The following is a 25,441-nucleotide window of genomic DNA, read 5'->3' on the forward strand; positions in this document are numbered from 1 at the left end:
GCAGTCAGATAAGAAATCACCCGAAAAGTCCGGGTCCCGCCTTTTTGGGGGATTTTGTTCTGACAGAGGAGCCTGAGCGCTGCAGCTGGACAAGGAGTCAAGTGCCTTCCGCTTCAATCCACTGGTGCTGTAATATTCAGCAAAGCACCATCAATCCCCTCATTTACCAAATCAACAAAAGCAAACTTTGATTTAATAAAAATGCAGGTTAAATTCATTTATAATTTAACCTGCATTTTTAGCATTATGAACTTTCCCTCAACTGAAACTCTATTCAGAATCAATAAGCTGTTTCACAAACTTAGGCAGAACAAAACTGGCATGATGAAGCTCAGGAGTATAATACTTCGTATCTATATCCCTTATCCTTTCCACTGACACTTCCAAGGGATCAAATTTTTTGGATCCCAGTGTAAATGTCCACATGCCGCTTGGATATGTCGGGATGTTACATGTGTAAAGGCGAGTGATGGGAAATACTTCGCCGGCATCCTTCATGACATTTTTAATCAAGTCCGATTTGAACCAAGGGTTGTCTGTCTGAGCTACAAACATTCCATCGTGTTTCAGCGCCTTGGCGATACCTGCATAAAATCCTTTTGTGAATAATCCTGCCGCCGGTCCAACCGGCTCAGTGGAATCGACCAGTATGACGTCATAGACGTTTTCACTCTTGATGATGTGCTCGAAGCCGTCCCCAATCAGCAATTTCGCCCTGGAATCCCCGTAGCTTGAAGAAATCGACGGAAGATGTTTTTTGGAGTATTCCACGACCTTGCCATCAATCTCTACTTGCATGACACTCTCAACACCTGGATGCTTTAAGACCTCTCTAATTGTACCGCCATCTCCTCCTCCTACAACCAGCACTTTTTTTGGAGAAGGGTGGGTGTTCAATGGGACATGCACAATCATCTCATGATAGACGAATTCGTCTTTTTCTGACGTCATCACCATTCCATCCAGTAAAAGCATGTTACCGAACTCTTCTGTTTCCAGCATGTCCAGCTGCTGAAAATCCGTTTGCTCACTCTCAAGCGTCCGGCGCACTTTTCCTGTAATTCCAAAAGACTTCGTTTGTTTCTCTGTAAACCATAATGACATTCTCTCCAACTCCCATTTAACTAATTAACTTCAACCCGATGGCCGCGCTCAACACCATGGCCATAAAAACAATCCTCAGCACGCTCTTTGATTCTCCGTAAAATAAGATTCCGACCAATCCGGATCCCACGGTGCCGATTCCGGTCCAGATGGCGTAGGCCGTACCCATAGGAAGAGTCTGCATCGATAAACTTAAAAACGTGAAGCTGCATGCTAATCCGATAACAAAGACGAGATAAGAAAATACACTTTTTTTCTTATTAATTAAATTTAATCCTGTTACACCGATGACTTCAAAAATCCCGGCAACAATAAGAAAGATCCATCCCATTACGATTCGCCCCCCTGTTCCTGGCTATTTCCTGTCACAAGCTTCAGCCCGACAACCCCAATTAGAAGGACAAGGATCAAAAGCACTTTTGCCATTTGAAACGGCACATCAAAGAAAACCATTTCTGCAATGACAGTGCCGGTTGTTCCAAGTCCGGCAAATACAGCGTAGGCAGTCCCTACCGGAAGGGACATTTGAGTCGCCTTAATCAAAAATCCGAATGACAGTACAATTGCTGCAATCGTTGCAGTCCATGTAAGAACATCTGATGAATGTTTTAATCCGATGACCCATCCTACTTCAAAAAGAGAACCGAGTAAAACGAATGTCCATGCTTTATTCATAATTACCCTCCTTTATACTTATCCCTCGCCAGAATACTTCCAGCGAATGCTCCAACCGTTTTTCAAGTCGATCGGAGCCTCCATACAACAGTTCAACCAGCAGCCCGTCCATTATCGTCAAAAAAGTAACGCAAGCCTTCTCCGCTGTTATCTCATCTTGAAGGCGTCCATATTTTTCAAACAGCTTATAAAAGAGGAACTCCAATCCAGTAATATATTTCTCAGTGCCCTCTTTAACTTGCCCTTCAAGCTCAACAGGCGGAAAAAAAGATGTTCTCAAAAAGAACTTCATATTCGAGTTTTCCCCATAACGATTGAGATAACTAAAAAGGAACTGATTCAGCATGCACCTGATGGATGTTCTGCTTCCGCTCAAATACTTCTCGATAAAATCCAATTCTTTTTGGACTGAATCGTAAAATGTTTGGATGAAAAGATCTTCCTTGCTTTTGAAATGCGAATAGATAGATTGTTTTTTAATGCCTGCTTTTTCTGCTATAGCAGCGAGAGAAGCTCCTTGATACCCATTAAGGGCAAATTGCTTTAGGGCAATTTCTTTTAATTGTTCAGATTTCACTCACATCACTTCCTTACGAACGTTCGTAAGTTTATTTTAGTCAGTTTATTCATAAATGTCAAAGGTAGGCATTCTCTCCTCGCTAAAGGTAAAAACAAAGGCGTTAATGAACGTTTCGTTTTACACGCTTACAGAGAACACATTTGGCCGGTGATAAATTTGACAGTTTGACGATTCATTTGACATGCTGAATAGTAAGAAAAGGGAAAATAGAAAAAGAAATGATTGGGGGTTGAAGGATGAAAGACAATCAAGTGAGGATGAATGGGATGTTCGTATTTCAGAAATATTTGTGGTATTTCTTTAGCGTTTGGTTTTTCATCGGGCTGATTCTAGTCGGCTTTTCGATTTTACCGCCCTGGCTTGAATGGGCAAATACGGTCTTCTTATTTGCTTCTGGTTTGTATGCTTCCTGCTATTTATGGAACGTGCTGCCGAAAGGGCGGTTCATTATTCCGTTTATTTTCTTTGGATCCATAGCCATTGAATCACTGGGTACTCATACCGGACTTATATTCGGTGAATACACGTATGAGGCGGATTTTGGACTGATGTTTTTGGGTGTCCCCATTACGATGGGGCCAGCGTGGCTGTCAGTCATTGGTGCCAGTCTGGCATTTTCTAAATTATTCTCGTTTCCTCACCGGACCATTATACTGGTTCCTCTTTTCGCGGTATGGCTGGACTTAGCCATCGATCCGGTCGCTGCCAACGTTAAGTCCTATTGGATTTGGGCTGAAGGTGGTTTGTATTATGATATTCCCTCCCAGAATTTCCTGGGATGGTATCTGACTGCACTTTTATTTGCAGCTGTCATATCAAGGTTCGAGGAGAAAGCTACAATAGTGGAATTAGAGAGAAATAATCAGTACTTGTTCCTAATGCTGCATATCCTTTTTAGTTTTACAGCGTTTATTTCCGGACTGTACGGCGTTTTGGCTGTTGGCCTATCATCAAGCATATGCTATCTATTCTTAAGAAAACCTCACTTAAGCTTACGGCGGTAAAACTCCCCGCTTCTGTTGAGACTGATTTCTTTGCTGAAGCATGCTCATTTTAACAGCAAAAAAACAGCAGGTGTAAAATTACCCTGCTGCTTTTTTTATTTATTCTGCACAAGAAAATAGAGAAACCAGACAGCATGATTCTGCTCATCTAAAGCGGCCCGTTTGAATGCTTCTTTAATATATGGAGTGCTGCCGCTGTCTGAGATTGTCAGGTAAAAATCGACTGTTTCCTGTTCATCTTTAATCCCAGCGGTCAGTCCTGAAAGGTAATCTGCCGGGCATTCTTCCGTCTGTTTCGGACTGTACGGCTGTCCTGTCAGACTTTGATAGATGCCTGCAAAGGTCTGATAGTGTTTTGCCTCATCCTGCCTGATTTCCTGAATTGTCTTTTTCTCTTCAGGTGATTTTGCCTGGATGGCAAGCTTCTCATAGCACTGGATGGCATTGTATTCTCCTTCAAGCGCTTTAGCGATATTTTTGATTTCATCTTGATTCTGCCTGTAATAATCGTAGTAATACATAACTCCCTCTCCCCCTTAGAAGGTTCACTGTTCATAATATATTTTTCAGATGGGGGATTATGCCTGTCAAAGATCGTTCGGCACTTTGTAGAGGTAGATGCCGATGATGGCCGCCCAGAGGGAGAGTGAAAAATAATCATCAAGCTTCAATGTCCCAAAGTAAAATTTGGCCTCTTTTAAAAAATCAGTCAGGTCTATACCCTGCAGCAGATCCAGTCCAATGGCCATTCCGAATAATCCGCAGAAGCTGAGCACGCCGAAAATGATTGTTTTAACCACTTTTGCCACCTGCCGCCTGGCGCTTTGCAAGGAAATCCTTTATCAAAAGAGAGGCAAGCAGCAAGACCGGAAGTCCAATCTGAAACGGGAGATGAAGGTAATATGGCACGACCCTGATTCCCTCCTCTATGTGCTCGATATAATCCGGCGCAATCAGCACGGAAAGGAGGATGACGAAAATCCCGAATGTCAGCGATATTTGCTTCATCGTCAGTGAGGGCATCGTCTCCTCGGCAATTCTCGTTGCTCCGTAAAAGAAGATATATACCTTCATGAAGCCTGTGACGATCATCAGGATGACGACGAACGAATCCAGTCTCTCGATGAAATCGGAAATGCTGACAAGCGATACGGATGTAAGGATTGGAAACATCGATCTTTCAACCATCTCAGGCCCAAGAATGGCTACATGCAGAAACGCTGTCGTAGTTAAAACGAATGTCACAAGGAGAAGGGATACAAACGTCATTTTGACCGCCTTCTGTTTTTTGTCGAGAAGCGGATAAATCATTAAGAAAACAACCATTTCTCCGTACGGAAATGTTAAAACAGTCGGAAACGCTGCATGCCAGACAGGCATCCATCCGTTTCCTAGCACAGGCTTTACATAGTCAAGATGCACAAGCTGCGATAGAACTTCAAAGAGGATAATCACGACAAACGGCGCCCAAATGAGGACGAACAAAATGATGTTGAGTTTAGCCACTACTTGAAACGACTTTAAGGAAAAGTAAATGACGCACAGGATCATAAAACTGTTGATCACAATCATGGATGTATCATTATAAGCGGAAATGATCAGGAGCTCCCCGAAATCTCTGAGAACCCTTGCAGATATGTACAGAAAATAAATCATATAGGCAAAACTGAAAACGATGCCCGCATATTTCCCAAAGCCCTTTTTCAGCTGGTTTGACAAGGTCAGTTCGGGATTTTTTTTCATAAGGACCAGGTAAAGGACAATGACCGGTATGGACAAAGTAAAGCCAAGAAGAATCGCAATCCACGCATCCTGCTTGGCTCCCTTCGCAGCATCAAGCAAGATGGCGCTTCCGATTTCAAATATAAAAATGGTAACGAGCAGCTGATTGGCTGTAATCGAAGGCCTTTGCATAGTATCGATCCTTTAGTTTGAATTTGTAATGTTGCCTGTACGCTTAATTTCCGCTTCTGCTTTCACACGGACTTCCGCCCCGGAGAAAAGTTCTGACCAGGAATGCTTTACACGCTTCCATTGATCCGGTTTGCTTCTGTATAGCACATCGTTGAACCCGTATATGTCTGTCTCCTGTTCCTGAGCCTCTTTTACCGCAGCCTCGATTTCTTCCTTCAATTTTTTCTCAAATTCTTTTTCATAGCCTGATATGATTTGTTTTTTAGTCATCTCCTTATTCGGGCAGCCCAGACCGTCAATCTCTCCCTCGGCTTTGATGGAGATGTTCAGTTTTGCCTTCCCTTTTTCAACCGCTGTTTCTTTCTTCGTTTTTGCATAGATGACTTTAATGGCGGTTTGGTTTTCTTCATCACAAGGAAGCATCACAAACGTATGCTGAATCCGGTTCTCAAAAAACAGGACACTGCGCTTATGCTCATCTTCCAACCAGTACAGAAATTTGCCGCCGTGGTCAAAAACGGCAAGTCCTGACACAAGACTCGATTTAGGTGCTGCCTGCTCCAGATTTTCTTTAGTTGACGTTTTTTCGGTATAGTGAGGAGAGATGACGCCGCTGATGATCGGAAACGAAGCTTCGCTGTCTTTTTTCACGAGAAAATCTTTGATGGTGACCGTCATCGTATTTCCAAAGCCTTCTTCGTTCATTTTAAGCTTCCCCTTTATGGAATAAGCAGGAAGCTTGTTGATCATGGTCAGTGAATTCAGGATGTGGAAAGCGGATTCTTGTTTGGCGACAACAATTGGAACGTTTTCGCGGATCTCCGTTTCACGTTCAAGGATATCAAGTACCGGAAAAATCCCTCTTTCTGCAAGATCCTGTCCGACTACAACCAGGGCCATATGTGTATAAAAGGCTGTCCGGGATACTTGTCTGGCCGCATTTTCAAGTGCTTCTATAAAGGTTGGACCGACACCTGTGTAGTTAACAATCGGAATTGAAGTCGTTCCGCTTGTCGCACCGGTTATGGAAATGATTTCGCTTGGATCTGCGATCTGCATCGTCACCTGATACCCGGTATCCTCGTGGACATCCACTCCCAAAGAAAGAATCAGGGCCAGCTCATTCAGTTCCCGCTGAGTTCCGCAGCTTGTCAGCAGCAACAGACAGCAGAACAGGATCATCACCTTTTTCATAGAACATTCTTCCCGACTTTTTTTGATGATTGGTAGGTAAAATACGGCTTATCAAGTGATTTCAAGCTCATCAAATGCCCAAATAGGACCATCATGGCAAGAAGCAGGCCGTAGAATCCGAGAAAATAAGAAACAAACATAAAGATAAAACGCAGCAGCCTTGCGGTAGTAGCCAGGCTGTAATTTGGCGTTGTAAAGCTTGAAATGGCCGTAATCGATACAACAATGACAACCGCAGTCGACACAAGACCCGCTTCAACAGCTGTCTGGCCGATAACAAGCGCGCCGACAATTGATACCGCCTGGCCAATGGCTCTTGGCATCCGGATCCCTGCCTCCCGCAAAATCTCAAAGGTGGTTTCCATGAAGAGCGCTTCAATCAAAGATGGAAATGGAATTCCCTCTCTCTGTGCATAAAGGCTAAGCAGCAGGCTGTTTGGAATCAGGGCCTGATGGTGGGTAACGAGACCAATATAAATAGACGGTGCAAACAGGGACAGGAAAAAAGCGAAGTAGCGAAGGCCCTGCATAATTTTATCGATGTTGAACTGCTGAAAATAATCTTCTGTCGTTTGGAAAAAGCTTCTGAATTCGACTGGACAGTATAAAACAAACGGCGTTCCGTCCACGAATATTGCAATTCTCCCCTCCATAAGATTTGTGACTATTTCATCCGGCCTCTCTGTGTGGCTGATGACAGGAAAGGGAGTAATCTGCTTGTTCTGAATCATCTTTTCAATATACGCAGACTCAATAATAATATTGGGATCTTTCATCTCCAGTTTTTCTTTTAGAGACTTCAACGCTTTTTGATCCACTTTATCCTTTAAATACATCAGCTCCACATTCGTATGGGAGTACTTCCCTTCTTCAAGCTTTTCAAGGGACAGCTCTGCACTTTTCAGCCGTTTTCTGATTAAGGATGTATTCACCCGGATCTCTTCTATAAAACTGTCTTTCGGCCCCCGGATAACCGTTTGGGAGGTAGGTTCAGAGATTTCCCGTTTATCCCCCCCTGCAGTTGCTGCAGTTAACCCAAGAGCAATTTGATCAAACAGCAGGACTGTGTTTCCGCTCAGAAGCTCCTGCATGATGTTCTCCCACTTCGTTTCGATATTGATGGAATCAATGGCAAGAATCGACTCCTTCAGTTCTTTCACAAATTCAGCCGATGCGTACTTTTGTTTCGCAGCAAGCGAATCAATCAGCGGCTTCAGCATAAATTCATACACTTTAAGATCATCGGAAATGCCCTCGATCCTGAGCATGACCCCGCTGATGCCGGAATGCTGGAACGATTGAATTCTGTGGATGATCAAGTCAGCGTTGATTTTGGCAAATGACTCGATATAATCCATGTTTTCTTTTAAAACGCTCGAAATGGACCCTTCTTTTATGGTCATGTAACCACCGCATTTTTTTTCGTTAGTATGTGTTTTTTCGACTAAGTTATGTATGTATATCCTGTTTTTAACAATTAAGAGAACTTTAAGGTTTTCATAACGGGAGAGAAAGCTTGGAGTGCTAGACTGTATGAAAATGCTTGAGGAGCTGGATCTTTTGAAAAATTTTTTATGGTACGTTTCGACTGCAGCTTGTCTGCTTCTGATTTCAAGACATGTTGGATTGTCATTTGTAAACGAATATTACTGGTGGGTTGCCTCCGTCTTTTTAGCGGCACTTCTTGGACAGTTCCTTTTGTGGGCAGCTGAAAAAAGAAAAACGCCTGCCAAATAATTTTTCTTAACAAACACCCGGTAATGCATTATGGTAATGAGAGAAAGAAAGGGGGACATGCGTTGTTTCAGAACTGCAAAATATTATTGGTGGACGATGAAGAAGCAATACTAAAGCTCGTCCGGACCGTTATGCAAAAAGAAGGATTTTCACATATAGATGAATGCCTGTCAGGCGCAGCTGCCCTTCAGGCCGTTGAAACAAAGGAATATGATTTGATTGTGCTTGATATCATGCTGCCTGATATCAGCGGATTTGATTTATGCCCGCTCATCAAACAGAAAACGAACACGCCGATTGTGTTCCTGAGCGCAAAGAGCAGTGACCTTGATAAACTTTCCGGCTTCGCCTACGGCGCAGATGATTACATTACAAAACCGTTCAATCCTCTTGAGGTTGCAGCCCGCGCTAAAGCTCTTTTAAAACGGACGATGCCGCAGACCGCAAAGAAAACGGCTATTGAGGAAATCTATGAATATGACCGCTTCACAGTCAATGTGTCATCGGCAGAACTGTTCGTTGACCAAAAGCCTGTTGACTGTTCCGCCCAGCTTTTTCAGCTGCTGATTTTTTTCTGCAAGCACCCCAACCGGGTTTTTACAAAGCATCAGCTCTATGAAAATGTCTGGAACGAGCATTATATGGTCGATGACAATACCGTCATGGTGCATATTCGCAAGCTCCGTGAGAAAATCGAAAAAAATCCAAGCCAGCCCTCCTACATAAAAACAATCCGGGGACTTGGCTATAAATTTGTTGATGATGGGCGAAGACAATGAATTTAAAAGGAAAGCTGACCCGTTTTTTTATTTTTCATATGATTGTATGGTTTCTTATGTTTATGACCCTTGTCGGAATTTCATTGGCGGTTTTGATCACGCAGGATTTTAAAAACATGCTTGAAAAAGATGTAAAACGGATGGACCCCCTGTACATCGGGGATATCTTTGAAACATCAGAAAATGACATTGCTCTTGACGACTCTGCCAAAAACGCCATTAAAAACCAGAACGGCTGGCTGCAGGTCATCAATGAAAAAGGCAAGGTTGTTTACTCGTATTTAACACCCGAGAACGTGCCGGCATCCTATTCTTTGAAGAACTTCTTTGATGACATTGACAAAGCATTTCATTATGACCAGACCTACTGGGTGCTTAACCAGGAGAAAGAATCGTATATTGTTCTTTACGGCAAACACTCCGCAAATGCACACCTGATGACAAAGCTTGTGGAAGGCGGCATCCCTGCAGATGGAAAACCTGATCTCGCAGAAGAAGTGCGCACCCTGTTTTCAAGCAAAAAAGCATGGCTCGCCGTCTATGATTCACAGTCCAATCTGATTTATTCCTATAATGACAAAGGCAAGAAGCTTCCCCGCTATTTTGAAGTGATGGCCAATAAAAAAGAACCGTGGAACCACAAGACGTCCTATTCAACCTATGCCGATCCTTCAACCGGATTCAAATACATTATCGGTTCGCCGAATAAAGAATATTTCCCTGATGAGCAGTATGACAATTCTCTTATGACTTCACTTCTGAAGTGGATGGTTGTCTTTATTCTTATTACGGCTGTTTTGTTTTTCCTGATTTCATTCTGGTATTCCAATAAACTGGGCAAACCGCTGCTTCATATCATTCTCTGGCTTGAAAACCTGGCGACCGGCAAATACGCCGAGCCTCTGACCAAACAGGGCATCCGGGCAAGCTCCAAGCAAAACGGAAAGCTTAGGAAATCATTTAAAATCTATCATGACATTATTTACTCACTGAACGTCCTGACCTCTAATCTCATACAGAAAGACAAAGACAGAGCGATGATGGATGAAAAGAGAGAAGACTGGATTACCGGCCTTTCCCATGATTTAAAAACACCGCTGAGCTCGCTCTACGGATATGCGTATATGCTTGAATCACAGCAATATGACTGGTCAAAAGAGGAAGTCAGGGAGTTTGCCGGCATTATGAAAGACAAAGCAAGCTACATGACATCCCTGATCGAAGATTTTAATCTGACGTACAGACTGAAAAACAATGCCCTGCCTCTTGAAATCAAAGAACAGGAAATGAATGAGACAATCAGAAGATCCATCGTGCATTTCCTGAACGATCCGATGTATCAGGACCGCGAGATCGATTACCGGTCCTCAGAAGAAGAGATTTTTTACCCGATCGACAAACGGTGGTTTCACCGCATAATTGAAAACCTTGCCGCCAATGCCTTTAAACATAATCCTCCCTCAACAGAAGTGGAAATCTCCCTGAAAAAAGGAGACGATTCCTTCTCCATCTTGATAAAAGATACAGGAGTCGGGATGGATGAGGCCACCCGGAACAATTTGTTTGACCGCTATTTCAGGGGAACCAACACAGAAGAATCCACCAAAGGCACAGGCCTCGGCCTTGCCATTGCCAAACAGCTCGTCCACGCACACAACGGCACAATCAGCGTTTGGAGCGAAACTGGCAAAGGGACTGTGATTCATCTTGAATTTCCGCTGTCTCCTGATAAGAAAAAAGAGGAGCAGGACTGGTAATATGCTGGAACACGCTGTTTTTTAAACGGCGTGTTTTTTTGAATGAAAATTTACTTCTCCTGTCCTTTTGCTGTAAGCTGAAAACAGGAACTCATTAAGGAGGAAACCGTATGGCAGAGACTGTGAAAAAGAAATTGTCGCAAGAAGAAGAAAGGACGCTGCTTGACGTTCTGACTGAACGTTTTGAGAAAAACATGAACAGGCATCCCAGTCTGCAGTGGGCAGCCGTTCAGGAAAAGCTGACTGCAAACCCTGAAAAAATGTGGTCGCTGCATGAAATGGAACGAACAGGCGGAGAGCCCGATGTAATTGGGTTTGAGGATGGGGAGTTCCATTTCTGTGACTGCTCAGCTGAAAGTCCAACAGGTCGAAGAAGTCTGTGTTATGACCGCAAAGCTCTTGATGCACGCAAAAAGAACAAACCAGAAAACAGCATCATGGATCTTGCAGCTGCCATGGGTATAGAAGTATTAGACGAAGAGCAGTACCGCAGCCTGCAGGAACTTGGGCCTTTCGACAGAAAAACATCAAGCTGGATCCAGACACCGGCTGATATCCGAGACCTCGGCGGCGCCTTATTCTGCGATTACCGCTATGGTCATGTATTCTTGTACCATAACGGGGCAGATTCCTACTATGCTGCAAGAGGATTTCGCGGCTTGCTGAAGGTTTGAGATAATAGAATACATGATCAAGGCCGTCTTGTGTGAAGATGGTCTTTTTTGCGTTTGGCTTTTTAAAATGGTGAGGTTCGTTTACGAGTTTTGGAACAGTTTTTGGAGTGGAATGCGGGGAGTAAGTGTTCTATTCCGGGCTTTAGAGCATTTTTCAATGTGGAGTGTGGGGAGTAAATGTTCTTATCCGAGGTTTGCAACACTTTCCGGTGTGAAGTGGTGGGAGTAAGTGTTCTTATCCGAGCTTTGGAGAATTTTTCAATGTGGAGTGTGGGGAGTAAATGTTCTTTTCTTATCCTTCCAAATCGTTTTACGGTTTTAAAGGGTACGATTCAAATTTTTGCTTACCCTCCCAGATTGTTTTACAGTTTCGCAGGGTACGATTCAACCCCTTGCTTACCCTCTCAGATCGTTTTACGGTTTCGCAGGGTACGATTCAACCCCTTGCTTACCCTCCCAGATCGTTTTACGGTTTCCCAGGGTACGATTCAACCCCTTGCTTACCCTCCCAGATCGTTTTACGGTTTCGCAGGGTACGATTCAACCCCTTGCTTACCCTCCCAGATCGTTTTACGGTTTCCGAGGGTACGATTCAACCCCTTGCTTACCCTCTCAGATCGTTTTACAGTTTCTCAGGGTACGATTGCTCTGTATAATTGTTATTCCCCGCGCATTTCCCACAAAAAAGAGCACAAATCCTCTGCGATTTGCACTCCAATTTTTCTATATGAATCTAACAGTCTATTGATATAAAAGAGCCGTAATTTCAGTCAAATCGGCATCCTCTGCAATGGACTGGGCCGATTCATTTTCACTTGTGACATAAAACGGATCGGCTCCGGCATCAATCAGAAGCTGAACCATGTCTGAATCTTCCTGGTGTACTGCCATGGTCAGCGGTGTTTGTCCGTAGCCGTCTTCCTGATGGATGTCTGCACCTTTTTCAATCAGAAGGTTTGCGAGATCAATGTTCCCAAGTGAGATGATATCCACAGTGGCAATGTCTCCTTCATCCGACATCAGGTCCGGATCTACTCCGTTTTCAAGAAGCAGGGCAATCATTTCATCATAGCTTTCTGCTTCTTCTTCAAACTCAAGGTCATAGGTTGCATAAACGGCATACATGAGGGCTGTCATGCCGGACTCATCCTGAACATTGACGTCCTCTCCCTGCTCAATCAGTTCCCGAGCCTGGTCATAGTCATTTTCAGAAGCAGCTGCCATCAGCTCGGTTGTTCCCTCGCTGTCAAGAACGAAGTCGCTGTAAAGACTCGTGGTGGAAAGAAAACTGATTAGAACTGCCCCGCCCGCTCCAAGAATGAGAACAAGTACAAAGGCGCCGGCCAGACCTGCTTTAAAAAGAGCGGTCGTTTTAAACGATACAGCAGGATTCGTTCCGCCAAATACCTGATTAAGACGGAATATTCTCTTTGGCAGAACAGGATGCGTTGAGATTTTTTCGCTGAACCAGACGAAGAAATGTTTCTCCCTGCTGCTGTCTTCCAGATAGGCTTCTTCATTCACATGTTTGTATAGCTCAGGTCCTGCGGCAAGAATCGTGAGTGCGCGCTTTGAAGCTTCCAAATCCTCTGTACATGCATGTGCCATCGCATCACAAGTATATTCGCAGGCTCTTGAGTATGCACTTCCGAGAAACGGAATCCAATTTCCAAATAACACAAGGAAATTTTTCATCACATGATTTCTTTTAACATGGGCAAGCTCATGCGCAATGACAAAATCAAGCTCCTTTTGTGCACCATTCACATGCAAATCGGCTATTCCAGAGTAGAGAGTCACCATGTTTTTACCGAAGAAACGGGTGGCAAATGCATTCAGCATACCGTCTCTTTGAACAATAAAAACATCCGGCAGCTTTTTCACCTGCATGACCTCAGCGATTTCCTTCACCCTTGCATGGATTTCGGGAAACTGCTTTTCTGTCACCTTTACACCGTTCCCTCGAATGATGCCTGTATTGATCCAGTGGGCAATCAGAGGAATAAGGATAAAAGGAAGCAGAATCAGGAGTCCTACACCTGTGAAAATAAACAATAAGTACATTGGGATTGTAACTAAAAGCAGCAATATAAAATAAATTTCTTCTTTTCTATGAACGTAGACTGACATGTCTTCCTCCGTTATCTATGTGTTATGGACTATCCTATTTTACCTAGATTTCAAGAATTTGGGAAGATGTTTTTGGAGCCAGTCCAAAATAAAAAGCACTTCTCCTATTAGAAGAAATGCTTTGGCGACTATATGCCTGTCCCTATGGAATCAAAACCGTATCAATGACATGAATAACTCCGTTAGAAGCCTCAATATCCGGTTTTACAACAGTGGAATTGTTCACCTTAACAGGATCGAGAGTAATTGTCACTTCTTTTCCTGAAAGTGTTTTTGCTTTCATTCCGTCTTTCAGATCACTTGAAAGAACCTTTCCGGAGAGAACGTGGTATAGAAGAATATCTTTTAAATCTTCTCTGTTCAGTAACTCCTCCGCTGTAATATTCAAGTCCTTCAGAAGCTTTTCGAATGCCTGATCTGTAGGAGCAAATACTGTGTATGGTCCTGCTTCCTTCAGGGTGCTGACCAAACCCGCTTTTTCCAGTGCTGCCGCCAGTATTTTAAAATCTCCTGCTGCTGCCGCTGTATCGACAATGTCTTTCTTGTCTTCCCCGCCTTTTTCAGCTGCAAACGCACCTGTCGAAAACGAAAGGACCATCGTGAGAATCATCAAGATCCCAAACCACTTCTTTTTCATAACCATTCCTCCTTTTAATAAATACATCTGCCAGCTTACGTCTGTAAGTGCCGCCATGAGTATTATTTTTCACAGTGAGGAATTTATACAAAAATTGGGACAAAAAAAGAAGACGGGTTTCGTCCTCTTTTTTATGCATACATCTGCTCTTCTTCTTTTCTGAAGAAGCCTTTCATCGCGTGAAACACATCGGCTTTTTGCTTGAGGATATAGTGGCGGAAACGTTCATCAGAGATATTTTTATAAGCGGACATGAGAGTAGAGTGGCGGTTGTACTGATTGACTTCCCCGTAGCCGAACATATTGGAAACCTTCATCAGGTCACCCACAAGCTTTACGCAGCGGGCGTTGTCGGAAGTCAGATTATCACCGTCTGAAAAGTGAAAAGGGTAAATATTATAGCGGCTTGGCTGATACTTCTCTTCAATGATCTCAAGTGCTTTCCGGTAGGCAGATGAACAAATGGTCCCTCCGCTTTCCCCTTTAGAAAAGAAATCATCCTCTGAAACAACCTTCGCTTCTGTATGATGGGCGATGAATTCAATGTCCACCTTCTCATACTTCGAGCGGAGAAATCTTGTCATCCAGAAGAAAAAGCTCCTGGCCATATACTTCTCCCAGATTCCCATCGAGCCGCTTGTATCCATCATCGCGATGACAACGGCACGGGATTCGGGCTTTGATACTTCATTCCACGTTTTAAATTTCAGATCCTCCGGGTAAATCGGATGAAACTTCGGTGCGCCGGACATCGCATTCCGTTTATACGCAGAAAGCATGGTTCGTTTCTTATCGATATTCCCCATCAGCCCTGTTCTTCGAATATCATTGAACTCGATATTTTCTACAATTATCTGATCCATTTCTTTTCTCTTCAAATTAGGCAGCGCAAGTTCGCTGAAAAGAGCCTCTTCAAGCTCCAGCATGCTGACCTCTGCTTCGTAGTAATCTTCGCCCGCCTGGTCTCCTGCGCCCTGACCTTTGCCCGGACCGTTCGCGTTTTGCGGGGAACCGTCGCGTGCAACAACATCCCCGACCTTGCTTTCCCCGTCCCCCTGGCCGACATGTTTGTTTTTATCATAATTGTATCTGATTTTATATTCATCCAGTGACCTGATCGGAATTTTCACTACATCTTTGCCGTTTGACATCACGATATTTTCTTCTGTAATCAAGTCAGGCAAATTGCTCTTAATCGCTTCCTGAACCTTCTCCTGGTGACGTTTCTGATCATCATGGCCTTTGCGGTGGAGGGACCAATCTTCATTCGAAATGACAAAGTTGCGCCCATTTCCTATACTCATCTTCTACTCTCCCCCTCCAAAAATTATTTTGGAATGATTCTTCACCAAACTGCACCTATATACATACTATAGCTTTGGGTCGATTTCCGGTGTTGTTTAGATTACTCTATCCTATGCTGAAAAAAGAGATAATTGACAAATAATTTAGAAAATTAGGCTTGGCCCTGTTAAAAATAGACAAGTCTCATGATGCATAATTATTTACATACACCTTGTCACTATTCAGAACGATCGCCTGCTTCAGGGATTCCGTCTGTATCTTCCTGCATATTTTTGTAAACTGATCGGAATGAGCGAGATAAAAGACAGAAAAAAACTCTCTGGCACAAATGTGTCAGAGAGTTCTATTTGTCTTCTTTGTGCTGAACCGGATCAGGCCTTTTGCCTTCCTTCTCAAGTTCTTTATTTGTTTTCATATGTTCCATAATTTTGGAGTGCTCAACCAGATCCTTCATGTCGCGCACCATTGTGCCGTTTTCTGTTTCCGTCTCAGTCTTCTTTGTCATGAAAACCACCTCCGATGCTTCTAGTTTTCCCGTCAGAGGAAAAGTTGAAACATATTGGCTGCATCCTCTTTTCTCTTTTTAAAGATGAAAAGCCGGACTCCCATGCCCGGCTTTTCCCGTTATCGGTTTAAGAGACTTCCTACATACCGCAGCAGATCATTTGCAGACGTAGAATTGTAGCCATGCTCATCAATCAGTCTCTTAACAACTTCATTGATTTTCTTCAGCTGCTGCTCATCCGGCGTTTTCGAAGATGTTGTAATCTTGACTACATCCTTCAGATCGGCAAACAGCTTTTTCTGGATCGCTTCACGTAGGCGTTCATGTGAATTGTAATCAAATCGTTTTCCTTTGCGGGCATAAGCTGAAATCCGGATAAGAATCTCTTCACGGAACGCCTTTTTCGCATTTTCGGAAATGCCGATCTGCTCTTCAATTGAGCGCATGAGCTTGTCGTCCGGATTCATCTCCTCGCCAGTCAGCGGATCGCGGATTTTATTTTTGTTGCAGTAAGCTTCCACGTTGTCGAGGTAGTTATCCATCAATGTTTTGGCAGACTCTTCGTACGAGTAGACGAACGCTTTTTGCACTTCTTTTTTCGCAAGATCATCATACTCTTTTCTCGCAACAGAGATGAAGTTCAAGTACCGCTCGCGGTCTTCATTTGAAATCGATGCGTGCTGATCCAGCCCCTCTTTCAGCGATCTGAGGACATCCAGCGCATTAATCGACGGAATTTCTTTTCGGATAATAGTAGAGGAAATCCGGTTGATGACATACCGCGGATCGATTCCGCTCATGCCCTCATCCACATGCTCCTTCTGCAGCTCTTCCACATCGACTGTGTTGTAGCCTTCCACATTCTCACCGTCATACAGGCGCATTTTCTTCACAAGATCGATGTCGCCGCGCTTTGGATCCTTCATTCTTGTTAATATGGTAAACATCGCAGCAACCCGCATCGTATGCGGTGCAATATGAACATTTGAAACATCACTTTCCATAATCATTTTTTCATAGATTCTCTCTTCTTCAGAGACCCTCAGGTTATATGGCACAGGCATGACGATAATCCGTGAATGCAGCGCCTCATTCTTCTTGTTTGAAATAAACGAACGGTACTCCGTTTCATTCGTGTGCGCCACAATCAGCTCATCAGCGGAAATGAGGGCAAATCTTCCCGCTTTAAAATTGCCTTCCTGTGTCAGAGAAAGCAGATGCCAGAGGAATTTCTCGTCACACTTCAGCATCTCCTGGAATTCCATCATTCCGCGGTTGGCTTTGTTCAGCTCCCCGTCAAATCGGTACGCGCGCGGATCAGACTCTGACCCGAATTCCGCAATCGTCGAAAAGTCAATGCTTCCTGTTAAATCAGCAATGTCCTGGGATTTTGGATCAGATGGGCTGAACGTTCCAATTCCCGTCCGTTTGTCTTCAGAGAAAAAGATCCGCTCAATTATCACATCTTCAATCCGTCCGCCGTACTCCTGCTCAAGCCTCATCAGGTTCAAAGGCGAAAGATTCCCTTCGATCCGGATGCCGTATTCGTCAAAGAAGTCTTCTCTCAGATGATGGGGAATTAAATGCAGAGGATCCTCGTGCATCGGGCAGCCTTTAATGGCATAAACAGCACCGCGGTCAGTAAGGGAATACGATTCAAGACCTCTCTTCAGCATCGTCACAAGCGTGGACTTACCGCCGCTGACCGGCCCCATCAGCAGCAGGATCCGCTTGCGGACATCCAGCCGTTTGGCAGCAGGATGGAAGTACTCCTCCACAAGGCGTTCAAGAGAATCTTCAAGCCCAAACAGTTTATGATCAAAGAACTTATAGCGCTTTGACCCGTTTTCTTCCTCTATACCGGCATCTTTGATCATATTGTAAACTCGTGAATGAGCCGATTGTGCAACCCATGGTTTCTCTTTCAGCATCTCTAAATACTCAACGAAGGTTCCTTCCCACTTCAGTCGCTGTTCATCTTCTCTGTACTTTTCAATTTTTTTTAAGATATCCATAAGGACCTCCTCCATCATTGGTGATACTTGAGCGCGATTAATACACTTTATGCGAGGATGTCCCTTAACATTCTATAATTTATTTCGAAAAGCGGAAGCGCCTTGCTCAGCTCCGAAGGTCAGAGAAGGATTTAGGTATTTTTCATCTGACTGCCAGGCCTGCCCAGTCGGCTCCGCTTTTCGTAAAGATATTTCACAAAATCCCCCCATTTTTATTCACATGCCTATAGGGATAAGCTATAATGAGACTATCTATGTAAGGGTCATCATTTACATAAAAGGGAGGAATTGCCGCGATGAAAACAGCATTAGTGCTAGGGGTATGCATTACATTTTTAGTTTCTATATTTACTGCAGGGTACAATGATAAGCCAGGCGTGAAAAAATAATATAAAAAAAACGACCACTTAGGTCGTTTTTTTTAGTAACCCCGGATAATTCTGCTGTCTCAATGCCTCATAGATCAAAATCGCAGCGGTGTTGGATAAGTTAAGGGAGCGCACGTTGCCCGTCATTGGCAGGCGCAGGCATTTTTCCATGTTGGCTGCAATGAGATCCTTCGGCAGGCCGGTTGTTTCTTTTCCGAACACAAAGAACGTGTCTTTTTCCACGCTGCTGTAGTCGAAGGTTGTATGGGGCTGTTCGCCGAATTTCGAGATAAAGTAGAAATCCCCTTCAGGATATGCTTCAAATAGTTCGTCGAGAGAATCGTGATACACGACGGTGACGAATTCCCAGTAATCAAGTCCTGCACGCTTCAGCATTTTGTCGTCTGTTGAAAATCCAAGCGGACGGATCAAATGCAGAACGGTGTTGGTTGCCGCGCAGGTGCGTGCGATGTTTCCTGTGTTAGCCGGGATCTCCGGCTGGTAGAGTACGACATGTAAAGCCACTTATTTTCACCTCATCTAAATCTGTTGCCTTTATTATACCACTTCATTATTGTTTCTTTGAGCCTGCATCATCTTCTATATGATAAAATCTGTACGCGATGTTTGGCGTGTAGGCAGTGGAATCTTCATAATCCCAGTAGCGCATTCTGCTGTTGTACGTATTGGCGTTGACCAGAGGCATGTTTGATTTATCTTTTGCCACAACAATCGTTGTATGGTCAAATCTGCCATCGCCCTGAAAGTCATAGCAAATCACATCGCCGGGCATGAGAGCTTCAGGTTTGTAGACTCTTGATGCGCGCAGCCCTGTTTTCGAATGTCCGAGATGCATCGTAAGGGAATGGGCAACGGTCCAGCTGTAGCTCCAGTTGCTGTTTTGCATCCACCACCCGGCTGAGCGCCCGGGATAGCCGCGCATCGGTGCTCCTCCTGCCCGCAGACATTGAGAGACATAGTTCGTGCAGTTCACATCAAAGTTTTTATACTTCGGATTGTGCGTGTTCCACCATCTCTCTGCATACTGAACCGCAGCGAGCCTGTCATACCGGAACGGAACCCGCTCATCTGACTCGTCTTCCCTGTTTTCATCTGTCTCATCTTCGCGGTTCACTTCAATCTTATCATCGCTGACAATCATGCCATTTTGAAAAATGGCTATCCGGTCTTCGGTTTTTTCTTCCATATAGAACGATTTCCGATCGTTATGAAAATATTTAAAGTGGCACTTGTACGTCACGTGCATTTCTTCGGCTGTGACGTTCTCAACCTGAAGCACCTGCACATCCGCTCTGCCTTTAAGAAGCTCCACTTCCCGGTCTTTTAGAATCTGCTTTTTTCTAAGCAGCGTTTCACTGTCTTCGATAAGATGAAGATCCCTTGCACTTCTATTGTTGACCAGCATCTCCAATTTGCTCTTTACTGCAGCCGCAAGTTCCTTTTTCATATACGCCTCACCGCCATAAGTGTCATTAGTAAGACTCTATGAAAACCGGGAGGGAAGTATGAACTCTACTGCTGAAGAAGCGCTAGCCCTTTTTCCATTTCCGCTCGCGCCTCTTCGTCCTGTTCTTGCTGAAGAGCTTTCTCCAAATCAGGGAGACTCGTTTTTTCACCGATAACACCCAGTGCCCAGGCTGCCGTTCCCCGGATCACAGGGCGGGGATCTTTTTGCATCAAGGACGTTAATTCAGGAACCGCCGTTGAATCTTTAAAATGAGCAAGAGCAATGATCGCATTGCGCTGGATCGGTTTTTTCCCGCGCCAGGAACCTGACACATGACCGAACTTCTCTTTAAATTCGCGGTTGCTCATCGTAAGCAGCGGTTTCAGCTTCGGCTTTGCAATTTCCGGGTCCGGCTCCATTTCGGCATGCAGATGAAAGTCCTTGCCTTTATTCTCCGGACAGACTGTCTGGCACGTATCGCATCCGTACAGTCGGTTTCCAAGCTTCTTGCGGTATCTTTCTTCAAGAAACCCTTTTGTCTGAGTTAAAAAAGCAATGCATTTGGATGAATCAAGCTGGCCGCCCTGAACAAGGGCACCTGTCGGGCATGCATCCACACAAATCGTGCAGCTGCCGCACCGGTCCTCCATCGGTGTATCAGGAGGGAGGGCAATATTCGTGATGATTTCGCCAAGGTAGACATAAGAACCGAATTCTGGTGTAATAATGGCGCAGTTTTTTCCGCTCCACCCGATTCCCGCTCTCTCGGCGGCCGCACGGTCAGACAATTCGCCGGTATCAACCATGGACTTGAGCTCTGCATCCGGCAGCTTTTCAAGGATATAGGCTTCAAGCTTCCTCAGCCTGTCTCTCAGCACATCATGATAATCCTGTCCCCATGATGCCCGGCAGAAAATTCCCCGTCTGTCTTCCTTCGTGCTTCTCGGGGCGTCCTTCAGCTTTGAAGGATACGCAAGGGCAATCGATATAATCGATTTTGCTCCGGGCACAAGCAATTCCGGGTTCGTTCTTTTTTCAATATCCGGCTCCTCAAAGCCTGACATATAGCCCTTTTGCTCGTGCACAATCAGCCGCTGCTTCAGTTCTTCAAAAACGGTTGCCTGCGCAAATCCGATTTTATCAATGCCGATGCTTTTGCTGTATGCAATTAAATCTTGTTTTAATTCGGCTGCATTCATGGTCTATCCCTCCTTTCCGTTCGATTGGTCACTTCTTCTATGGTAAAATAATGTCATTAAAATGTGGAGGATAAAATAATGGAAACTTCAATCAGTCCCGAAATCACCCGGGAGGTACCCGGTTTTAAAATCGGCGTTATCTTCTATAAAAACATTGAAGTATCAGAATCGCCGCAAATGCTGAAAGGCAGAATGCGTCTGTTCCAGGAATCAATCTTCTTTGAAATGGAAGATAAAAAAGTCCAGGACCTCGAACCGATTAAAGAGTGGCGGGCCATTTTCAAAAAACTCGGCACAGATCCGGGGCGCTACCGTCCTTCAAGCGAGGCGCTGTACCGGAGAATCCAAAAGCAGCAGTATCTCGAACCGTTTCATTCCGCTGTTGACCTCAATAACTTCTTTTCGCTGCAGCATCAGATTCCGTTTGGCATTTACGATGCAGATGAACTGTCAGGTCCCGTTGAAATCAAGGTTGGGGCAGCAGATGATTCCTATCTTGCCATCAACGGACGGGAAGTAAATATGGCCGGCAAACTTGTATCTGCGGATGAAAACGGACCGTTTGGCAGCCCGTTTGTTGACTCCAGGCGGACGGCAGTCACGGAGAACACGCGCAATGCCCTGCATCTGATCTATTTAAGGCCAGGCATGGACGTGGAGCAGGCACTCGAGATGTTATCATCTTTAACGAAAATGTTCACGCAAATTCACGGCGGCACAGGAGATTATAAAGTGATACAGTAAATCCCTCTTTTCCGGAGGGGTTTTTTTGAACATGAAAAAACGCAATGCTCCGTTTTTCTGACAAACGAAACACTGCGTTGTATATGTATGGAGCGGGTGATGGGAATCGAACCCACGACATCAGCTTGGAAGGCTGAGGTTTTACCATTAAACTACACCCGCAAGAAGAAGCGATAAAAATATCTTAACAAATTCTTAACGATTCTTCAACACAAAATGAATAATTTTGTCGAAAATTGGTGTCAGTCCCGCACCGCGTTAAAGCGGAGCGGGACTGACACCTTTACTTGCCTGCCGTCTGCCTGTATTCGTTCGGTGTCTGGCCTGTGTACTTTTTGAAGACTTTGCTGAAGTATTTTTCGTTCTGGTAGCCGACGCCGTATGCAACTTCATAGATTTTGAGATACGGATTTTCAAGTAGCGATTTTGCCTTCTCCATACGGATGCCGGTCAAATAGTCCGTAAGGGTTGTCTGGTAATCCTGCTTGAATTTTCGGGAGATGTATTCCCTGCTTAAATAGAATTTGTCTGCGATCTCCTGCAGCGTAATGTCCTCCTGATAATGCTGCTGAAGATATTCTTCGATTTGCTGCATGTTGTTTTTTTCTTTTTGATACTTTACGGTCGAAAGAATGGTGATAAGCTCTGTAAATTCCTTTGTTTTTTCTTCCTTAAATTTCGCCATGGAAAAAGCGCCGTCTGAATCCCAGTAAGCTTTTCCGGAATAAAAGCCTTCCTTGTGGCTGACTTCATATTCCTTGATCCAGTTGCTTCGCAGGAGCTCAAACTGTTTTTCCCACAGCGTGATCTGCTCAAGGGAAAGATGATGCTGCTGTTCAAGCTTTGCAAATATTTTTACAAGCTGCGCTTCAGTCTGAGGAATACTGCCTGACTGCACCGCCCACTTCAGCTCATTTGAAAAGTCAAACAGATGAAGCAGCGGTTTGTCTCCTTTGTCCCTTGGTGCGGCAAGCGTTTTTTTCAGGCGGAGATCATGTGTAAGGAGAACCGCCTCCGCCTCACCAAAGGTTTCATTCAGCTGAAAACCGGTGCTGCCAGCTGCAGCAAGAACGTTCAGCTTAAGCTTCTGTTTGACAAGCCTGATGAATTCTTCCGCCGCAGCAAGCGGATTTTTCTCCTTCCATAGAAGCAGAACAAGTTCATCCTCTTTATTCACGTTTTTAAAGCAGAGCCCGTCCTTCAAGTGCTCGCTGCACAGGCCGGATATAGAGGCCGCAGCAGCTTCCCGGTCTCCTTCACATGCCTTCAGCGAGAGAACAGCGGCCGTTTTTTGAACGCTTGAAAAAAGCACCCCGTATTCTTTCTGTATGTTTTCTTCAGCATCCTTTGAGAGTTCTTTTTTCAGACAAAGCCCTGAAAAAAGCTGATCCCAATAGAGGGGCCTGACTTCATTGATGACACGGCTCTCCTCATCGTGGGCAGACTTTGATTTCGCCTGTTCCCGCCATTCATGAACAGCCCGCTCAAGCGTCTCGTTCAGCACATCAGGCTCAATCGGCTTTAATATATAATCGAAGCTCTTATAGGTGATAGCATGCCTCATGTACTCAAAATCATCATATCCGCTCACGACGATGGTTTTGCTTGCCGTGTTCTCGGCATGCAGCCATTTTAACAGACTGATTCCGTCGCGCCTTGGCATTCTCATATCTGTAAAAATAATTTCAGGATTGTGTTCTTTAATGAGCGCTGCAGCCTCTTCGCCGTCTTCCGCTTCCATAATGAGATCAATCCCGTGCTTTTTCCAGTCAGCGAGCAGCATGAGCCCTTCCCTTACATGCTTTTCATCATCAACTATGATCGCTTTCACCCGTCTCACCCTCCTGCAGGACCGGAAGCCTCATCGTCACCATGAAGCCGCCATCCTCTTTATTTTCCAGAAAAAGCTTTGCTTTGTGATCATAATATAGCTTCAGCCGCGAATAGACGTTTTTTAGGCCTATATTTGTCCCCGGGCCCTTTTTATTCAGTGCGTCTGCTCGGAAATGCTCATGTATTTCATTCAGCCTCTTCGGCGTGACGCCAATGCCGTTGTCGCTGATTTTCATGACCAGTTCATCATCGTCCCTGAAGCACTTCAGCTCGATGCTTCCAATCCCGTCGCGGATATCAAAGCCATGCTTAAAGTAGTTTTCAATCACGGGCTGCAGAATCATTTTCGGCACAAGAATATCCTGGACATCCTCATCAACCTCAACATGCACCTGCAAATGCTCGCCAAACCGCTCTTTTTGCAGGAAAAGAAAGGCATTGGTGTAGGTAATTTCTTTCCTCAGAGGAACAAGATCCTCCTCCATATTCATCCCGTATCTCATGATCTTTGACAGGTGGGTAATCAGGGAATAGATTTGCGGGACGTTATTTTTAAGGGCAACCGTTCCGATCGACTGCAGCGCATTATAAAGGAAATGCGGATTAATCTGAGACTGCAGCACTTTAATTTGGTTTGTCTTATTTTCAAGCTCAAGCTTGTATTCCCTCGTAATCAGCTGATTGATCCGCTCGATCATCTGCTGAAAACGGGAGCCGAGAATCCCGATTTCATCTGATCCGAAGGACTGCGAGGCAATCTTCATGTTCCCTTTTTCAACCTGTTCAATATTCTGAAGCAGAATTCTGATCGGGGACGTCATCTTAAAGGAAACGAACAGAACAGCAAGCACCACAAGCGACAAACCGATCACACCAAAAAGAATATTGATTTTAGCGACACTGTATGCGCTGTCATAAAGGATATGAAACGGCACCCGCTTGACCAGGATCCAGCCTCCGGACGATTCAGAAAGCCTGTCGTACATCATCACTCCGTTAAAAGAATCCTCCTGCCACTCAAACGTGCCTGATGCAGTGTCTGCATCCATCACGCTCTCAATCCACTTTTGATTGGAACCGTCCGGGATCTCGGCGTTTGAACTGTAAATCATCTTCCCCTCTGATGACAGGAGGAAAAACTCCTCTGATTCCCGGTTGTACAGATTCCGGCTCATATCAATGATCGTATCAGGCGAAATGCCAAGAGTGATGTATCCAAGTACATCGCTTCCGGGCACATTCGTAAGCGCCCTGTGCATCATCACGATGTCCCTTCCCCTTCTTGGGCTGTCCTCATGGCTTGCGTACATGGGCTCGATATACAGGTTGTAGGGGCTGCGCTCAGCACTGTTGAAGGCCTCACTTTTTTCATCTTCAATACTCGTTGAAAAGACTACAGTCGAACGCTTAGTAGCAGAAATCACCCTGTCATCTTTGGCAAACGAAATTTTCACCTCGTTGATCGTATCTCCTGTGTAGAGAATGGTCTGCATAATATTTTTCACAACACCGACATTCTGATAGTCATTTTTATCATCGGGCGCTCTGAGGTAGTTAATAAAATCCGGGTTGTTGTACAGGGAGAGTGTAAGACCGTTCAGCTCATTCAAATAGCTTTCAAGGTTTATTTTCCCCTGGTACAGCAGGTTGCTGCTTTCTTTCACAACCTGGTCTTCAAGCGATTCTTTTGTATATAAATACGTAATTAAAATGGAACTGCCGAACGGCACGATGGTCGTAATCATCAGAAGAACAATCAATTTGTTGCGGATGCTTCGTTTCAGCATGGGGTCTGACCTCCAGGGACTAGCTTATTCTA

Annotated in this window: 25 protein-coding genes and 1 tRNA gene; 6 read left to right on the plus strand and 20 right to left on the minus strand. The window is 44.6% G+C overall.

Features of this window, described 5'->3' with window-relative positions; genetic code table 11:
• Positions 1–270 precede the first annotated feature (270 nt).
• The 4 genes from speE to MHB63_05235 are packed head-to-tail and all read right to left on the minus strand — an operon-like array spanning position 271 to position 2,356.
• Entirely contained in the window at positions 271–1,104 is an 834-nt protein-coding gene (gene speE / locus MHB63_05220; protein ID MEK3805996.1) for a polyamine aminopropyltransferase, read from the minus strand.
• 16 nt (positions 1,105–1,120) lie between these two features.
• Positions 1,121–1,435, minus strand: a complete 315-nt coding sequence (locus MHB63_05225) for a multidrug efflux SMR transporter (protein MEK3805997.1) — start codon at positions 1,433–1,435, stop codon at positions 1,121–1,123.
• Positions 1,435–1,779 (minus strand): SMR family transporter, encoded by a 345-nt coding sequence (locus MHB63_05230; GenBank protein MEK3805998.1) that lies wholly within the window; start codon positions 1,777–1,779, stop codon positions 1,435–1,437. The genes MHB63_05225 and MHB63_05230 overlap by 1 nt, the downstream gene beginning before the upstream one ends.
• Positions 1,772–2,356: a TetR/AcrR family transcriptional regulator gene (locus MHB63_05235; GenBank protein MEK3805999.1), complete on the minus strand. Its 585-nt coding sequence runs from the start codon at positions 2,354–2,356 to the stop codon at positions 1,772–1,774. The genes MHB63_05230 and MHB63_05235 overlap by 8 nt, the downstream gene beginning before the upstream one ends.
• A 239-nt stretch (positions 2,357–2,595) precedes the next feature.
• Between MHB63_05235 and MHB63_05240 the strand changes: the two genes are divergently transcribed.
• Complete coding sequence (locus MHB63_05240; GenBank protein MEK3806000.1) at positions 2,596–3,363, plus strand: carotenoid biosynthesis protein; 768 nt, start codon at positions 2,596–2,598, stop codon at positions 3,361–3,363.
• Between the two features lie 95 nt (positions 3,364–3,458).
• Here MHB63_05240 and MHB63_05245 read toward each other — a convergent pair whose 3' ends face one another.
• The 5 genes from MHB63_05245 to MHB63_05265 all read right to left on the minus strand — a co-directional run bounded on the left by MHB63_05245 (position 3,459) and on the right by MHB63_05265 (position 7,874).
• Positions 3,459–3,884: a ferritin-like domain-containing protein gene (locus MHB63_05245; GenBank protein ID MEK3806001.1), complete on the minus strand. Its 426-nt coding sequence runs from the start codon at positions 3,882–3,884 to the stop codon at positions 3,459–3,461.
• 66 nt (positions 3,885–3,950) lie between these two features.
• Positions 3,951–4,163: a hypothetical protein gene (locus tag MHB63_05250; protein ID MEK3806002.1), complete on the minus strand. Its 213-nt coding sequence runs from the start codon at positions 4,161–4,163 to the stop codon at positions 3,951–3,953.
• Complete coding sequence (locus tag MHB63_05255) at positions 4,156–5,277, minus strand: GerAB/ArcD/ProY family transporter (protein ID MEK3806003.1); 1,122 nt, start codon at positions 5,275–5,277, stop codon at positions 4,156–4,158. Before MHB63_05255 ends, MHB63_05250 begins: the two co-directional genes overlap by 8 nt.
• A gap of 12 nt (positions 5,278–5,289) precedes the next feature.
• Entirely contained in the window at positions 5,290–6,471 is a 1,182-nt protein-coding gene (locus tag MHB63_05260) for a Ger(x)C family spore germination protein (GenBank protein ID MEK3806004.1), read from the minus strand.
• Positions 6,468–7,874 (minus strand): spore germination protein, encoded by a 1,407-nt coding sequence (locus MHB63_05265; protein MEK3806005.1) that lies wholly within the window; start codon positions 7,872–7,874, stop codon positions 6,468–6,470. The genes MHB63_05260 and MHB63_05265 overlap by 4 nt, the downstream gene beginning before the upstream one ends.
• Positions 7,875–8,031: 157 nt before the next feature.
• Here MHB63_05265 and MHB63_05270 point away from each other — a divergent pair, with 157 nt between their 5' ends.
• The 4 genes from MHB63_05270 (at position 8,032) to MHB63_05285 (ending at position 11,418) form a co-directional block, all read left to right on the plus strand.
• A complete protein-coding gene (locus tag MHB63_05270) occupies positions 8,032–8,208 on the plus strand; it encodes a hypothetical protein (protein ID MEK3806006.1) in 177 nt (58 codons plus the stop codon).
• 62 nt (positions 8,209–8,270) lie between these two features.
• Complete coding sequence (locus tag MHB63_05275) at positions 8,271–8,987, plus strand: response regulator transcription factor (protein ID MEK3806007.1); 717 nt, start codon at positions 8,271–8,273, stop codon at positions 8,985–8,987.
• Positions 8,984–10,744: a HAMP domain-containing sensor histidine kinase gene (locus MHB63_05280; GenBank protein ID MEK3806008.1), complete on the plus strand. Its 1,761-nt coding sequence runs from the start codon at positions 8,984–8,986 to the stop codon at positions 10,742–10,744. Before MHB63_05275 ends, MHB63_05280 begins: the two co-directional genes overlap by 4 nt.
• 110 nt (positions 10,745–10,854) lie before the next feature.
• Positions 10,855–11,418: a DUF4256 domain-containing protein gene (locus tag MHB63_05285; GenBank protein ID MEK3806009.1), complete on the plus strand. Its 564-nt coding sequence runs from the start codon at positions 10,855–10,857 to the stop codon at positions 11,416–11,418.
• Positions 11,419–12,159: 741 nt separating this feature from the next.
• On the opposite strand, the gene MHB63_05290 is transcribed toward MHB63_05285, so the two are convergent.
• The 8 genes from MHB63_05290 to queG all read right to left on the minus strand — a co-directional run bounded on the left by MHB63_05290 (position 12,160) and on the right by queG (position 21,045).
• A complete protein-coding gene (locus MHB63_05290; GenBank protein MEK3806010.1) occupies positions 12,160–13,548 on the minus strand; it encodes a M48 family metallopeptidase in 1,389 nt (462 codons plus the stop codon).
• 142 nt (positions 13,549–13,690) lie between these two features.
• Positions 13,691–14,185, minus strand: a complete 495-nt coding sequence (locus tag MHB63_05295) for a fasciclin domain-containing protein (GenBank protein MEK3806011.1) — start codon at positions 14,183–14,185, stop codon at positions 13,691–13,693.
• A gap of 131 nt (positions 14,186–14,316) precedes the next feature.
• Complete coding sequence (gene yhbH / locus MHB63_05300; GenBank protein ID MEK3806012.1) at positions 14,317–15,489, minus strand: sporulation protein YhbH; 1,173 nt, start codon at positions 15,487–15,489, stop codon at positions 14,317–14,319.
• Between the two features lie 344 nt (positions 15,490–15,833).
• On the minus strand, positions 15,834–15,995 hold the full coding sequence (locus tag MHB63_05305) for a hypothetical protein (protein MEK3806013.1): 162 nt from the start codon (positions 15,993–15,995) through the stop codon (positions 15,834–15,836).
• Positions 15,996–16,114: 119 nt separating this feature from the next.
• On the minus strand, positions 16,115–18,010 hold the full coding sequence (locus tag MHB63_05310) for a PrkA family serine protein kinase (protein MEK3806014.1): 1,896 nt from the start codon (positions 18,008–18,010) through the stop codon (positions 16,115–16,117).
• 407 nt (positions 18,011–18,417) lie between these two features.
• Positions 18,418–18,903 carry a tRNA (uridine(34)/cytosine(34)/5-carboxymethylaminomethyluridine(34)-2'-O)-methyltransferase TrmL gene (trmL, locus tag MHB63_05315; GenBank protein MEK3806015.1) on the minus strand — a complete coding sequence of 162 codons (486 nt, stop codon included), beginning with the start codon at positions 18,901–18,903 and terminating at the stop codon, positions 18,418–18,420.
• 46 nt (positions 18,904–18,949) lie between these two features.
• The gene (locus tag MHB63_05320) at positions 18,950–19,846 is read right to left on the minus strand and encodes an amidase domain-containing protein (GenBank protein MEK3806016.1); all 897 of its coding nucleotides are present in this window, start codon (positions 19,844–19,846) and stop codon (positions 18,950–18,952) included.
• 65 nt (positions 19,847–19,911) lie between these two features.
• Positions 19,912–21,045: a tRNA epoxyqueuosine(34) reductase QueG gene (gene queG / locus MHB63_05325; GenBank protein ID MEK3806017.1), complete on the minus strand. Its 1,134-nt coding sequence runs from the start codon at positions 21,043–21,045 to the stop codon at positions 19,912–19,914.
• Between the two features lie 78 nt (positions 21,046–21,123).
• On the opposite strand from queG, the gene MHB63_05330 reads away from it, so the two are divergent.
• Positions 21,124–21,789, plus strand: a complete 666-nt coding sequence (locus tag MHB63_05330; GenBank protein MEK3806018.1) for a phenylalanine--tRNA ligase beta subunit-related protein — start codon at positions 21,124–21,126, stop codon at positions 21,787–21,789.
• 88 nt (positions 21,790–21,877) lie between these two features.
• Here MHB63_05330 and MHB63_05335 read toward each other — a convergent pair.
• The 3 genes from MHB63_05335 to MHB63_05345 form a co-directional block, all read right to left on the minus strand.
• Positions 21,878–21,951: transfer RNA gene (locus MHB63_05335), tRNA-Gly, on the minus strand.
• 121 nt (positions 21,952–22,072) lie between these two features.
• Positions 22,073–23,620: a response regulator gene (locus MHB63_05340; GenBank protein MEK3806019.1), complete on the minus strand. Its 1,548-nt coding sequence runs from the start codon at positions 23,618–23,620 to the stop codon at positions 22,073–22,075.
• On the minus strand, positions 23,601–25,409 hold the full coding sequence (locus tag MHB63_05345; GenBank protein MEK3806020.1) for a sensor histidine kinase: 1,809 nt from the start codon (positions 25,407–25,409) through the stop codon (positions 23,601–23,603). Before MHB63_05345 ends, MHB63_05340 begins: the two co-directional genes overlap by 20 nt.
• Between the last annotated feature and the right edge of the window lie 32 nt (positions 25,410–25,441).

Origin of the sequence: Bacillus sp. FSL H8-0547, from assembly GCA_038002745.1 — a bacterium.
GTDB lineage: Bacteria > Bacillota > Bacilli > Bacillales > Bacillaceae > Bacillus_P.

Coding starts and splice junctions, on each gene's coding strand:
- speE (MEK3805996.1), bottom strand. CDS start 1,104: ATGTCATTATGGTTTACAGAGAAACAAACGAAGTCTTTTGGAATTACA.
- MHB63_05225 (MEK3805997.1), bottom strand. CDS start 1,435: ATGGGATGGATCTTTCTTATTGTTGCCGGGATTTTTGAAGTCATCGGT.
- MHB63_05230 (MEK3805998.1), bottom strand. CDS start 1,779: ATGAATAAAGCATGGACATTCGTTTTACTCGGTTCTCTTTTTGAAGTA.
- MHB63_05240 (MEK3806000.1), top strand. CDS start 2,596: ATGAAAGACAATCAAGTGAGGATGAATGGGATGTTCGTATTTCAGAAA.
- MHB63_05245 (MEK3806001.1), bottom strand. CDS start 3,884: ATGTATTACTACGATTATTACAGGCAGAATCAAGATGAAATCAAAAAT.
- MHB63_05255 (MEK3806003.1), bottom strand. CDS start 5,277: ATGCAAAGGCCTTCGATTACAGCCAATCAGCTGCTCGTTACCATTTTT.
- MHB63_05260 (MEK3806004.1), bottom strand. CDS start 6,471: ATGAAAAAGGTGATGATCCTGTTCTGCTGTCTGTTGCTGCTGACAAGC.
- MHB63_05265 (MEK3806005.1), bottom strand. CDS start 7,874: ATGACCATAAAAGAAGGGTCCATTTCGAGCGTTTTAAAAGAAAACATG.
- MHB63_05280 (MEK3806008.1), top strand. CDS start 8,984: ATGAATTTAAAAGGAAAGCTGACCCGTTTTTTTATTTTTCATATGATT.
- MHB63_05285 (MEK3806009.1), top strand. CDS start 10,855: ATGGCAGAGACTGTGAAAAAGAAATTGTCGCAAGAAGAAGAAAGGACG.
- MHB63_05290 (MEK3806010.1), bottom strand. CDS start 13,548: ATGTCAGTCTACGTTCATAGAAAAGAAGAAATTTATTTTATATTGCTG.
- MHB63_05295 (MEK3806011.1), bottom strand. CDS start 14,185: ATGAAAAAGAAGTGGTTTGGGATCTTGATGATTCTCACGATGGTCCTT.
- yhbH (MEK3806012.1), bottom strand. CDS start 15,489: ATGAGTATAGGAAATGGGCGCAACTTTGTCATTTCGAATGAAGATTGG.
- MHB63_05305 (MEK3806013.1), bottom strand. CDS start 15,995: ATGACAAAGAAGACTGAGACGGAAACAGAAAACGGCACAATGGTGCGC.
- MHB63_05310 (MEK3806014.1), bottom strand. CDS start 18,010: ATGGATATCTTAAAAAAAATTGAAAAGTACAGAGAAGATGAACAGCGA.
- MHB63_05320 (MEK3806016.1), bottom strand. CDS start 19,846: ATGAAAAAGGAACTTGCGGCTGCAGTAAAGAGCAAATTGGAGATGCTG.
- queG (MEK3806017.1), bottom strand. CDS start 21,045: ATGAATGCAGCCGAATTAAAACAAGATTTAATTGCATACAGCAAAAGC.
- MHB63_05330 (MEK3806018.1), top strand. CDS start 21,124: ATGGAAACTTCAATCAGTCCCGAAATCACCCGGGAGGTACCCGGTTTT.
- MHB63_05345 (MEK3806020.1), bottom strand. CDS start 25,409: ATGCTGAAACGAAGCATCCGCAACAAATTGATTGTTCTTCTGATGATT.